Source organism: Paraburkholderia sp. 35.1, from assembly GCF_050436525.1.
Classification (GTDB): Bacteria; Pseudomonadota; Gammaproteobacteria; order Burkholderiales; family Burkholderiaceae; genus Paraburkholderia; species Paraburkholderia tuberum.
In genome coordinates, this window is sequence record NZ_JBNDMJ010000003.1 from 1,338,973 (window position 1) to 1,350,743 (window position 11,771).

The window sequence follows — 11,771 nt, forward strand, 5'->3', positions numbered from 1 at the left end:
CGCCGCGCGAAAGCGGACGCTGATACGCCACCCAGGCTACAGGCGGCGTCGCGGAACGCACATGACTGTCTGCACATCTTCTTCCATCCGGACTATGACCGTCGGCTCTGGCTTCTGACCAGATCTGCTGACCCCGCCGCTGTCTCCGCTATTCCGAAGGCTAAGCGATGCGGGCGCTCGCGGGCTTGCCGGCTCACGCTGTCGCGCTGCCGGCCTACCGCCGGTGGGGAATTTCACCCCGCCCTGAAGACGCACTGATTGCCGGTTCGACCGGCGGCCGAAGCATACAACAGTCGCGCGAGCGCTGCAGCGCGACGAACAAAGACCCTACTCACTGCATTGGACCTGCATCGACGCCCTGAGCCGCGCTTGAACCTCGAACGCGTCGATTCTCAACCCGGCACGTCTTCGCGCGCGGCTTCGTCGCGTGCGGCGCCCGCGGCCGGCACTTCCCAGCGCGGCGGCGTCTCAGCCCGCAGCGTCACGCGAAACGCGCGCGCCTCGGTGTCGCCGGGATTGCGCAGGCTGTGCGGCTGGTCGGCGTCGAACACGATCGCGTCGCCGGTCGCGAGCAGTTGACGCTGGTCGTGCACGCTGACTTCGAGCGTACCGTCGCTGACCACCAGATTCACCGTCGTGCCAGGCGCGCGGCGCACGCCCGCTTCGGTATGCAGCGGGGCGATCCGCAGTTCGTGAAACTCGGCGGCGATCGACTCGTCGTCGGGATAGAGCGGCCGCACCGAGTAGCGACCGTTCGCGCTGACCACGCGGGCCGAGCGCTCGGCCGGCAGATGCTCGAAGCCGTTGGTCGCGTGACGCCGCAGGAACGCCGCCACCGACACCTTCAGCGCCGCCGCCACCTTGCACAGCACCTTGATCGACGGCACGCTGCGCGCCGACTCGATCTGCGCGAGCATCGCGCGCGACACGCCTGACGCGCGCGCCAGCGCATCGAGCGAAAGCTGCCGTTCGGCGCGCAGCCGCGCCAGATTCACGCCGACCAGCTGTTCGAGCGCATCGAAGGGTTCGGCCGAGCGCGGCGCCGCGTCGGCATCGGCAGAGGGATCGCGGACCAGCGCGAGCGGGGAATGCATATTGGCCTCCAGAGCGCCGCCAGGCGGCGCAAGAGCAGTAAGGTGGAAGCAAGATAGCATCGGCTTTGGCCGCACCCAACGAAGTTATCTTCACACTGTTATCAGCATGGCGGAGGCAAGCAACAGACGACTCACGCGCTTTGCGCGAGCGCGCGCGCCGGCGCATCCATGCGCGCCGCGAACCACGTCAGCAGCAGCGCGGCGACGCTGACCGCGGCCGCGACCCACGGCAAGGTATCGAGCGCGTGACCGTGATTGATCACGAGACCGCCGAGCCACGCACCCGCCGCATTGCCGACGTTGAACGCGCCGATGTTCAGCGTCGACGCGAGATTCGGCGCGGCGGCCGCCTTCTCGACCACGCGCATCTGCAACGGGGGCACCGTCGCGAACGCCGCGATGCCCCACACGAACACCGTGATCGCGGCAGCCGCTTGCGAATGGCTGGTGCGCGCGAAGATCGCCATCACGACCGCGAGCGCGGCGAGAATGCCCATCAGCGACGGCATCAGCGCGCGGTCCGCAAGCTTGCCGCCGACCATGTTGCCGATCGTCAGGCCCACGCCGAACAGCACGAGGATCAGCGTCACGCCGCGCGGCGAAAAACCGCTCACCTGCTCGAGGATCGGCGCGATATAGGTGAACACGACGAACACGCCCCCGAAGCCGAGCACCGTCATCGCGAGGGCGCTCCACACTTGCGGGTCTTGCAGCACGCGCACTTCGTGGGCGAGGCCGGCGGGGCCGGTGTCGTGGCGGTTCGGCACCAGCGCGCTGATGCCCGCGAGCGACAGCACGCCGCAACCTGCTGATGCACTGGCTCGACGAATTCAACGCGCTGTACCCGGACGTGACGTTCGCGTTGACGCTGTCGGATGCGCTGGCCAATCTCGTGCAGGAGGACATCGATCTGGCGATCCGCTTCGGCGTGCCGCAGGACAGCTCGCTGGTCGCGCGCCGGCTCGCGCCGAACCGGCGGGTGCTGTGCGCATCACCGGCATACGTCGGGCGTCGCGGCGAGCCGAAGGACCCGCTCGACCTCGCCAATTTCGACTGCATCGTGCTCGGCACCGCATCGGGGCCGGCCAGCGAATGGCGCTTCACGCGCGGTGACGAGGTGCAGCACTACAGCGTGCCGTTCGAAGCGGCGCGCGAAACCAACGACGGCGCGGTCGCGCGCGAATGGGCGCTGCGCGGCTACGGCATCGCGATCAAATCGATGTGGGACGTGGAAGCGGACCTGCGCGCCGGCCGCCTGAAGATCCTGCTGCCGGAATGGCGCTACCCCGATGCGCCGCTGCACGCGCTGTATCACCGCAATCGCTTCATGGCGCCGCGCGTGCGCGTGCTGCTCGATTTCCTCGCCGAGCGCTTCGCGCAGGTGTCGGACGAACTGGAAAGCCTGCTGGGACTGCCGCCGGACCGGCCAATGAGCGCCGAAACCCCCGTTGCGTGAAGGGCTATAATATGCAATTACGCTGCAAAGACACGCGCAACCCGGCCATCACGCGCCGCGCTGTCCCGCGCCGCGGCCTCCTTCACCTTTTTACGACGCCCCCAGGTTAACCACTGCGACCGGCGAAATTCGATGACCAAGAAAGTTTATGTAAAGACCTTTGGCTGCCAGATGAACGAGTACGACTCCGACAAGATGGTCGACGTGCTCGGTGCCGCTGAAGGACTCGTCAAGACCGACACGCCGGAAGACGCCGACGTGATCCTGTTCAATACCTGCTCGGTGCGCGAAAAAGCGCAGGAAAAAGTCTTCTCCGACCTCGGCCGCGTACGCGAGCTGAAGGACGCGAATCCGAATCTGATCATTGGCGTGGGTGGCTGCGTCGCGAGTCAGGAAGGCGCATCGATCGTCGCGCGCGCACCGTACGTCGATATCGTGTTCGGTCCGCAAACGCTGCACCGCCTGCCGCAGATGATCGACGAGCGCCGCGCAAGCGGCCGCGCGCAGGTCGATATTTCGTTTCCCGAAATCGAGAAGTTCGATCACCTGCCGCCGGCGCGCGTCGAAGGTCCGAGCGCGTTCGTGTCGATCATGGAAGGCTGCAGCAAGTACTGCAGCTACTGCGTCGTGCCGTACACGCGCGGCGAGGAAGTGTCGCGTCCGCTCGACGACGTGCTGACCGAAATCGCCGGCCTCGCCGACCAGGGCGTGCGCGAAGTCACGCTGCTCGGTCAGAACGTGAACGCTTATCGTGGAAAATTCGGCGGCGCGCCGACCGTGGGTTCGACCGAGATCGCCGACTTCGCGACGCTGATCGAATACGTCGCGGACCTCCCCGGCATCGAACGGATCCGCTACACGACGTCGCATCCGAAGGAGTTCACGCAGCGCCTGATCGACACCTACGCGAAGGTGCCGAAGCTCGTCAGCCACCTGCATCTGCCGGTGCAGCACGGCTCCGACCGCATCCTGATGGCGATGAAGCGCGGCTACACCGTGCTCGAGTACAAGTCGGTGATCCGCAAGCTGCGCGCGATCCGCCCCGACCTGTCGCTGTCGACGGACATGATCGTCGGCTTCCCCGGCGAGACCGAGGAAGACTTCGCGAAGATGATGGCGCTCGTCGAAGAGATGAAGTACGACACGAGCTTCTCGTTCATCTATAGCCCGCGTCCCGGTACGCCGGCCGCGAACCTGCACGACGACACGCCGCGCGAGGTGAAGCTCAAGCGCCTGCAACATCTGCAGGCCACGATCGAAGAGAACGTGCAGCGCATCAGCGACGCGATGGTCGGCAAGGTCGAACGCATTCTGGTCGAGCGCCCGGCGCGCAAGGACCCGAACGAGCTCGCGGGCCGCACCGGGAACAACCGCGTCGTCAATTTCCCGGCGCCGGTCGCGTCGCATGCACGGCTGATCGGTCAGATGGTCGACGTGAAGATCGTGCAGGCGTATCCACACTCGCTGCGTGGTGAACTCGTGATGGTTCACGACGACAGCGCCGCGACGACGCATTGAACGACATTCTGAGTATCGCAACCGACAGGATCGACTCACCGCCTTGAAGACCACTCAGCAGCCTCTGGAATTCACCGCACCGCGCGAAGATAATGCGCGGCTCGCCAACCTCTGCGGACCGCTCGACGAAAATCTGCGGCAGATCGAGCAGGCGCTCGACGTGACCCTGCAGCGCCGCGGCCACCGCATCGCGATCCGCGGGCGCGGCGCGAAACTCGCGCTCACCGCGCTCGAAAACTTCTACAACAACGCGCGCGAGCCTTTGTCGGTCGACGACATCCAGCTCGCGCTCATCGAAGTGCGTCATCCGGTGCGTCATCGTTCGAATGGCAACGGCAATGGCAATGGCGACACCGTCGACGCGCACTTCGCCGGCAATCCCGATCACCCGTTCGACCAGCCCGCCGACGCCACTGCGAGCGAGGACGACTTCGAGGAATACGGCCCGAAGCTGTACACGCGACGCGCGGATCTGCGCGGCCGCACGCCGGCGCAGCGCGAGTACCTGAAGCAGATCGTGTCGCACGACGTCACGTTCGGCGTCGGCCCGGCCGGCACCGGCAAGACCTATCTCGCGGTGGCCTGCGCGGTCGACGCGCTCGAGCGCGACCAGGTCAAACGCATCGTGCTGACGCGCCCGGCCGTCGAGGCGGGCGAGCGGCTCGGCTTTTTGCCGGGCGATCTCGCGCAGAAAGTCGATCCGTATCTGCGCCCGCTCTACGACGCGCTGTACGACCTGCTCGGCTTCGACAAAACCGCGAAGATGTTCGAGCGGCAGATGATTGAAATCGCGCCGCTCGCATACATGCGCGGCCGCACGCTGAATCACGCGTTCATCATCCTCGACGAGGCGCAGAACACCACGCCCGAGCAGATGAAGATGTTCCTCACGCGAATCGGCTTCGGCTCGAAGGCGGTCGTCACCGGCGACACGACCCAGGTCGATCTGCCGCGCGGCCAGAAGAGCGGGCTGATCGAAGCGCAGCAGGTGCTCGCGAACGTGCGCGGCATCGCGCTCACGCGTTTCACGAGCGCGGACGTGGTGCGGCATCCGCTGGTCGCGCGAATTGTGGAGGCGTACGATGCGCATGCGCAGAAGTCGCCGGCCGCGGTCGATCCGCGCTAAAGCGATGCGCTTCGCAGCGCGAGGCCCGCGTCGCCTCGCCGCAAAAAAAAGACTGAGCCAGGAATGCCACGCATAGAAACCGCATGAGCCGCACCCCGAAGCTGACGTTGAGCCTGCAATTCCCCGCCGCCAAAGCCTGGCCGGAACACAAGGCGCTGCTGCCGCGCGCGACGGTGGCCGGCTGGATCAAGGCGGCGCTGTTCGCGGACGGCGAACTCGCGGTTCGGTTCGTCGACGCCGCAGAAGGCCGCACGCTGAATCGCACCTATCGCGGCAAGGATTACGCGACCAACGTGCTGACCTTCGCCTATGCCGAATCGGAAGATGATCCGGTCACGGGCGATCTGATTCTGTGCTGCCCGGTGGTCGAGAAGGAAGCCGCCGAGCAGGGCAAGCCGCTCGCCGCGCATTACGCGCACCTGCTCGTGCACGGCACGCTGCATGCACAGGGCTACGACCACGAGGTCGAAGAAGAAGCCGAGGAAATGGAAGCGATCGAAACCGAAATCCTCGGCAAGCTCGGCTTTCCGGACCCTTACCAATAGGCGTTCCGCCCCTCCTCGACGCCAGCCCGCCCGAACCCACCGTGAGCACTCCGTCCCCCGAAGCCGATATCCCCGTGCGCTGTCCGGACTACCCGCCGGTGCTCGGCGACTCGCGGCTCCTGACGGACGACGAACTGCGCGCGTCGCTCGAATCCACGTTGCGCGGCTGGGACCGCCAAAGCGATCTGTGGCTGTTCGGCTATGGCTCGCTGATCTGGAACCCGGGCCTGCCGACCGTCGAGGCGATGCGCTCGAAGGTGCACGGCTATCACCGCGGCCTCTATCTGTGGTCGCGAGTCAATCGCGGCACGCCAGAGCAGCCCGGCCTCGTGCTCGCGCTCGATCGCGGCGGCTCGTGCACCGGCATGGCTTTCCGGCTCGCGGCCGATGGCTCGAGGCCGCATCTCGAAGCACTGTGGCGCCGCGAAATGCCGATGGGCTCGTACCGTCCCGCGTGGCTGCCGTGCGTGCTCGCGGACGGCCGGCGCGTCGACGCGCTCGCATTCGTGATGCGCCGCGACGTGCCGAGCTACACCGGCAAGCTGCGCGACGACATCATCCAGACCGTGCTGGGCTGCGCGAGCGGCCGCTACGGCACGACCTTCGATTACGTGAGCCGCACCGTGCACGCGCTGCGCGAAAGCGGCATGCCGGACCGCGCGCTCGAAGCGCTGCTCGCGCGCTGCAAGCCGGCCGTGTGAGCGCGGCATCTCGGCGAAAACCCCACCCGCGACTTTTTTGCCAGCGAGCGCTTTTGCCCGCGTAATCGGTTAGGATGATTCCACGCTCCGCCGTCGCGGCGGGGCCGTTTCACCCTGGCTTCGCTCATCGCCGGGCCCGGCGGGACACGGTTCCGCCATGCGCCTGGTGTATCCTTAACGCACTGCAACAGCGCGCCCAGTCTCGCCGGGCGCACTACCATGAACGACACGTATCCCAGTCGACGCCATACCGGACGTCAACTCGACAAACCGCAGGAAAAGCGCACGCTGCTCGAGCGCCTGACCGACTTCATCTCGCCCGAGCCCGACTCGCGCGCCGAACTTCTGGAAATTCTGCAGGACGCGCACGAACGCAACCTGATCGACGCCGACTCGCTGTCGATGATCGAAGGCGTGTTCCAGGTGTCGGAACTGAGCGCACGCGACATCATGGTGCCGCGCGCGCAAATGGACGCGATCAACATCGCGGACAATCCCGCTGAATTCATCCCCTACGTGCTGGACAAGGCGCATTCGCGCTATCCGGTCTACGAGGGCAATCGCGACAACATCATCGGCATGCTGCTCGCGAAAGATCTGCTGCGCTACTACGCCGAAGAAGAGTTCGACGTGCGCGGCATGCTGCGCCCTGCCGTGTTCATCCCCGAGTCGAAGCGGCTGAACGTGCTGCTGCACGACTTCCGCGTGAACCGCAACCACCTCGCGGTGGTCGTCGACGAGTACGGCGGCGTCGCGGGCCTGATCACGATCGAAGACGTACTGGAGCAGATCGTCGGCGACATCGAGGACGAATACGATTTCGACGAGGAGAGCGGCAACATCATCGCTTCGCCGGACGGACGCTTCCGCGTGCGCGCGCTGACCGAGATCGAGCAGTTCAACGACACCTTCGGCACGCATTATTCGGACAACGAAGTCGACACGATCGGCGGGCTGGTCACGCATCACTTCGGCCGGGTGCCGCATCGGGGCGAGAAAGTCCGCCTCGACGACCTGATCTTCGAGATCCTGCGCGGCGACGCCCGCCAGATCCACATGCTGCTGGTGCGCCGCGACCCGCTCGCGGGCGAGCGCGAGCGCGAGTCGCAGCACGCGCAGACCTGAGCCGGCGGCTCGGGCCGATGCACGGCCTGAGCGCCCGCGCGCTTTCATTGCCGACGCATTTGCCAACTCGTTTGCCTACTGAGTTGCCCTTTCAACTACCGACGCCGACCGCGCAACAATGGCCGACCCGATCACTTCCCGTTCGCACCGCGGCGTGAGCGCCCCCGCTCCCGCTCCCACCGAAGACGGCACACGCAGCCGCGCGCTGCCGCGCTGGCACTACCTCGTCGCACTGGCCGCTGGCGCGGCCAATACGCTGTCGTTCGCGCCGACGCCGCATGGCGGCTGGCTGCAACTCGCGATCTTCGTGTTGTTCTTCGCGTGGCTCACGCGCAGCACCGGCTGGAAAAGCGCCGCGCTGACGGGCGGCGCGTTCGGCTTCGGCAACTTCGTGAGCGGGGTCTGGTGGCTGTATGTGAGCATGCACTACTACGGCGGCATGCCGGCACCGCTCGCCGGCACGGCGCTCGTGCTGTTCTGCCTGTATCTCGCGGTCTATCCGGCGCTCGCCGCGGGGGTGTGGTCGTTCTGCGCGGGCCATGCGCGCAACGGCGCGGCCGACGAGCGCGCGCCATTCTCGCCGACCTGGCACGGCGCGCTCGCCTTTGCGAGCGCGTGGGCGATCGGCGAATGGCTGCGCGGCACGGTGTTCACCGGCTTTCCGTGGCTCGCCAGCGGTTATGCGCAGGTCGACGGCCCGTTGGCGGGGTTTGCGCCGGTGGTCGGCGTATATGGCGTCGGTTGGATGGTTGCGCTGACGGCCGCGTTGATCGTGCAGGCGTTGCTGGCGCTGCCGCCGTCGTGGCGCTCCGGGCGGGCGAATGAATCGCTCGAGCCGAACGCCAGCGCCGCTGATGACGCCGGCGGCCGCGCCGCGCGGGGCCGCGGCACGCGCATCGCCCCCATCGTCGTGCCTGCTGGCGTCGCGCTCGCGCTGCTCGTGATCGGCCTGCTGCTGCCGCTCGTGCAGTGGACCACGCCCGCCAACGCGGCGCTGTCGGTGCGGCTGTTGCAAGGCAACGTGAAGCAGGAGATGAAGTTCGAGGAAGCCGGCTTGCGCGCGGCGGTCGATGAGTATCAGCAGATGATCACGTCGAAGCCGGCCGATCTGATCGTCACGCCGGAAACCGCGATCCCCGTGCTCGCGCAGCAGCTTCCGCCGAACTTCGCGGCCGCGATCCGCCAGTTCACGGATTCGACCGGCAGCGCGCTGCTGTTCGGCGCGATCGGCGGCACGATCACGCCGGACGGCCGGGTGGTCGACTACACCAATAGCCTGTTCGGCGTCACGCCCGGCTCGCACGAGATTTATCGCTACGACAAGCACCATCTGGTACCGTTCGGCGAATTCGTGCCGTGGGGCTTCCGCTGGTTCGTGAACCTGATGAACATTCCGCTCGGCGATTTCTTCCGCGGCCCGCCGGTACAAAAGCCGTTCATGGTGCATAACCAGCCGGTCGCGGTGAACATCTGCTACGAGGACATCTTCGGCGAGGAGATCGCGCGCACGCTGCGCGAGAATGCGACGCCCGCCGGCGTGCTGATCAACTCGACCAATCTCGCGTGGTTCGGCGACACGATCGCGCTCGACCAGCATCTGCAGATCGCGCGCATGCGCTCGCTCGAAACCGGCCGGCCGATGCTGCGCGCAACCAACACCGGCATCACCGCCGCGATCGACGCGAACGGCCGCGTGATCGGGCGCCTGACGCCCTACACGGTCGGTTCGCTCGACGTGCGCGTGCAGGGCACCTCAGGCTACACGCCTTACGTGACGAGCGGCAACAACACGGTGCTCGCGGTGTCGGCGCTGCTGCTCGCGTTCGGTTTCGCGTTCGGACCGGGGCTCGCGCGGCGACGCAACGGCAAGCGGTAACGCCGACGCCAAAGGCACGACACCCGCAAAAAAAATGCGCCTGACATGCAGGCGCATTTTTTTCATGCTCGTTCGAGCTTCGTCAATCCTTCGGCACCGTATCGATGAACGACTGCCGCAGCGACAGCTTCTGGAAGTGCTTGTCCAGATTCGGATGCGATTCGCGCCAGTTCAGTTCCGGCATACGGAAGTCCAGATAGCCGAGCGCGCAGCCCACCGCGATGTCGGCCAGCGTGTAGTGATTGCTCGCGCACCACGGCTTGCTGCCGAGCCCTTGCGACATCGCGATCAGCGCTTCGTCGATCTTGCGCTGCTGCCGCGCGAGCCACGCGTCCACGCGCTGCTCGGGCGCGCGCTGCGTGCCTTCGAGACGGATCAGCACGGCCGCGTCGAGCATGCCGTCGGCGAGCGCTTCCCAGCAGCGCACTGCGACGCGCTCGCGCCCCGACGGCGGAATCAGCTTGCCGACCGGCGACAGCGTATCGACGTACTCGCAGATGACGCGCGAATCGAACACGGCCTCGCCGTCTTCCATCACGAGGCACGGCACCTTGCCGAGCGGATTGAAGGTGTGAATCCGGGTATCCGGCGCCCAGACGTTCTCGGGCACCAGTTCGTAGTCGATCTTCTTATCGGCGAGCACGATGCGTGCTTTGCGCACGAACGGGCTGCCGAACGAACCGATGAGTTTCATCATGACCTTCTGCCTTTTTCTGAATCCGGCGAAAGTATAAGTGGTCTAAGGCTTCCGCGAGCGTGCTGGCGCCATCTTCGCGAACCGCCCGCCGAGCCGCTGTGGACGGATTGCAACATGACGGCGTCCGCCGCGCCGTCCGGAGCCGCACAAAGCGAGTCAATGTCGTGCGCGGAGAATGGGGCCAGGAGAATCGCGGCGCTACAATCGCACGATGAACCAGCCGACCGAACCCACCATCGCCATCGACGTCTACCGCACGCGCCGCGAGCGCGTTCTCGCCGCGCTGCGCGCCGCGGGCGGCGGCGTCGCCATCGTCCCGACCGCGCCGGAAGCGCTGCGCAACCGCGACACTGACTACCCGTACCGCCACGACAGCTACTTCTATTATCTGACCGGCTTCACCGAGCCCGAAGCGCTGCTGGTGCTCGATGCCAGCGCCGCGCCCGGCGCGCCCGCGTCGATGCTGTTCTGCCGCGAGAAAAGCGCCGAGCGCGAGACATGGGAAGGCTTCCGCTTCGGCCCCGAGGGCGCGCGCGAAGCATTCGGGCTCGACGCCGCGTTCCCGATCGGCGAACTCGACACGCAGCTGCCGCGCATCATCGCCGACAAGCCGGCGCTGCACTACGCGTTCGGCACCTCGGCGCATTTCGACGAGCAGGTGCGCGGCTGGCTCGACGCGGTGCGCGCGCAAAGCCGCGGCGGCACCGTCGCGCCCACGGCCGCGCGCGACCTGCTGCCGTTGCTCGACGAGATGCGGCTCGTCAAGGACGACCACGAACTCGCGATCATGCGCCGCGCCGGACAGATTTCGGCGGCCGCGCATCGTCGCGCGATGGCGCTGTGCCGGCCCGGTATCCGCGAGTACGAACTCGAGGCCGAACTGCTCTACACGTTCCGCAAGTTTGGCGCGCAGGCGCCGGCCTATACGTCGATCGTCGCGGCTGGCGCGAACGCGTGCGTGCTGCACTACCCGGCCGGCAACGCGATCGCGCGCGACGGCGACCTGATCCTGATCGACGCGGCCTGCGAACTCGACGGCTACGCGTCCGACATCACGCGCACGTTTCCGGCGAGCGGGCGTTTCACGCCGGCGCAGCGCGAGCTGTACGACATCGTGCTGGCAGCGCAGCAGGCCGCCGCCGACGCGACGCGCGCCGGTGCGAGCTTCGACGATCCGCATCAGGCCGCGCTGCGCGTGCTGTCGCAGGGGCTGCTCGACACCGGCATCGTGCCGCGCGCGAAGTTCGCCTCGGTCGACGACGTGATCGCCGAGCGCGCCTACGTGCCGTTCTACATGCACCGCACCGGCCACTGGCTCGGCATGGACGTGCACGACTGCGGCGACTACCGCGAGCGCGGCGCGCCGCGCGACGAAACGGGCGTGCTGCCGTGGCGCACGCTGCGCGCGTCGATGACGCTGACGATCGAGCCGGGCTTGTACGTCCGCCCGGCCGAGGGTGTGCCCGAACGCTACTGGAACATCGGCATCCGCATCGAGGACGACGCGATCGTGACGCCGACCGGCTGTGAGCTGATCACGCGCAACGTGCCGGTCGCCGCCGACGAGATCGAGGCGCTGATGCAGGAAGCACGAGCCCTCCATCAAGCGTCGCATCAACAGAGGACCTGATCC

Annotated in this window: 9 protein-coding genes, 2 pseudogenes and 1 riboswitch; of the genes and pseudogenes, 8 read left to right on the plus strand and 3 right to left on the minus strand. The window is 66.9% G+C overall.

From position 1 onward, the window contains the following. Positions 1–71: 71 nt before the first annotated feature. Positions 72–255: riboswitch (FMN riboswitch) on the minus strand. Between the two features lie 137 nt (positions 256–392). Both OKW27_RS26220 and OKW27_RS26225 read right to left on the minus strand, forming a co-directional pair. Beyond that, on the minus strand, positions 393–1,094 hold the full coding sequence (locus tag OKW27_RS26220) for a helix-turn-helix domain-containing protein (RefSeq protein ID WP_429335301.1): 702 nt from the start codon (positions 1,092–1,094) through the stop codon (positions 393–395). A gap of 131 nt (positions 1,095–1,225) precedes the next feature. Next, a pseudogene (locus tag OKW27_RS26225) lies at positions 1,226–1,903 on the minus strand (MFS transporter); the annotation flags it as partial. Here OKW27_RS26225 and OKW27_RS26230 point away from each other — a divergent pair. The 7 genes and pseudogenes from OKW27_RS26230 to lnt form a co-directional block, all read left to right on the plus strand. After that, positions 1,894–2,550, plus strand: a pseudogene (locus OKW27_RS26230) (substrate binding domain-containing protein); the annotation flags it as partial. The pseudogenes OKW27_RS26225 and OKW27_RS26230 overlap by 10 nt on opposite strands. Before the next feature lie 132 nt (positions 2,551–2,682). Then, entirely contained in the window at positions 2,683–4,068 is a 1,386-nt protein-coding gene (miaB, locus tag OKW27_RS26235; protein WP_429335302.1) for a tRNA (N6-isopentenyl adenosine(37)-C2)-methylthiotransferase MiaB, read from the plus strand. 43 nt (positions 4,069–4,111) lie between these two features. Continuing rightward, the gene (locus tag OKW27_RS26240) at positions 4,112–5,194 is read left to right on the plus strand and encodes a PhoH family protein (protein WP_090801798.1); all 1,083 of its coding nucleotides are present in this window, start codon (positions 4,112–4,114) and stop codon (positions 5,192–5,194) included. Between the two features lie 83 nt (positions 5,195–5,277). After that, positions 5,278–5,739, plus strand: a complete 462-nt coding sequence (ybeY, locus tag OKW27_RS26245; RefSeq protein ID WP_429335303.1) for an rRNA maturation RNase YbeY — start codon at positions 5,278–5,280, stop codon at positions 5,737–5,739. A gap of 41 nt (positions 5,740–5,780) precedes the next feature. After that, a complete protein-coding gene (locus OKW27_RS26250) occupies positions 5,781–6,440 on the plus strand; it encodes a gamma-glutamylcyclotransferase (protein WP_090801802.1) in 660 nt (219 codons plus the stop codon). Positions 6,441–6,659: 219 nt separating this feature from the next. Continuing rightward, positions 6,660–7,565: an HlyC/CorC family transporter gene (locus tag OKW27_RS26255; RefSeq protein ID WP_429335304.1), complete on the plus strand. Its 906-nt coding sequence runs from the start codon at positions 6,660–6,662 to the stop codon at positions 7,563–7,565. A gap of 118 nt (positions 7,566–7,683) precedes the next feature. Further along, positions 7,684–9,441 (plus strand): apolipoprotein N-acyltransferase, encoded by a 1,758-nt coding sequence (gene lnt / locus OKW27_RS26260; protein ID WP_429335305.1) that lies wholly within the window; start codon positions 7,684–7,686, stop codon positions 9,439–9,441. A gap of 82 nt (positions 9,442–9,523) precedes the next feature. Here the strand turns inward: lnt and OKW27_RS26265 are convergent, their stop codons facing one another. Next, positions 9,524–10,138, minus strand: a complete 615-nt coding sequence (locus tag OKW27_RS26265) for a glutathione S-transferase C-terminal domain-containing protein (protein ID WP_018421769.1) — start codon at positions 10,136–10,138, stop codon at positions 9,524–9,526. Between the two features lie 211 nt (positions 10,139–10,349). Here OKW27_RS26265 and OKW27_RS26270 point away from each other — a divergent pair, with 211 nt between their 5' ends. Then, positions 10,350–11,768 (plus strand): aminopeptidase P N-terminal domain-containing protein, encoded by a 1,419-nt coding sequence (locus OKW27_RS26270; RefSeq protein ID WP_429335306.1) that lies wholly within the window; start codon positions 10,350–10,352, stop codon positions 11,766–11,768. The last annotated feature ends 3 nt before the right edge of the window (positions 11,769–11,771 follow it).

Coding starts and splice junctions, on each gene's coding strand:
- lnt (WP_429335305.1), top strand. CDS start 7,684: ATGGCCGACCCGATCACTTCCCGTTCGCACCGCGGCGTGAGCGCCCCC.
- OKW27_RS26255 (WP_429335304.1), top strand. CDS start 6,660: ATGAACGACACGTATCCCAGTCGACGCCATACCGGACGTCAACTCGAC.
- miaB (WP_429335302.1), top strand. CDS start 2,683: ATGACCAAGAAAGTTTATGTAAAGACCTTTGGCTGCCAGATGAACGAG.
- OKW27_RS26220 (WP_429335301.1), bottom strand. CDS start 1,094: ATGCATTCCCCGCTCGCGCTGGTCCGCGATCCCTCTGCCGATGCCGAC.
- ybeY (WP_429335303.1), top strand. CDS start 5,278: ATGAGCCGCACCCCGAAGCTGACGTTGAGCCTGCAATTCCCCGCCGCC.
- OKW27_RS26270 (WP_429335306.1), top strand. CDS start 10,350: ATGAACCAGCCGACCGAACCCACCATCGCCATCGACGTCTACCGCACG.
- OKW27_RS26265 (WP_018421769.1), bottom strand. CDS start 10,138: ATGATGAAACTCATCGGTTCGTTCGGCAGCCCGTTCGTGCGCAAAGCA.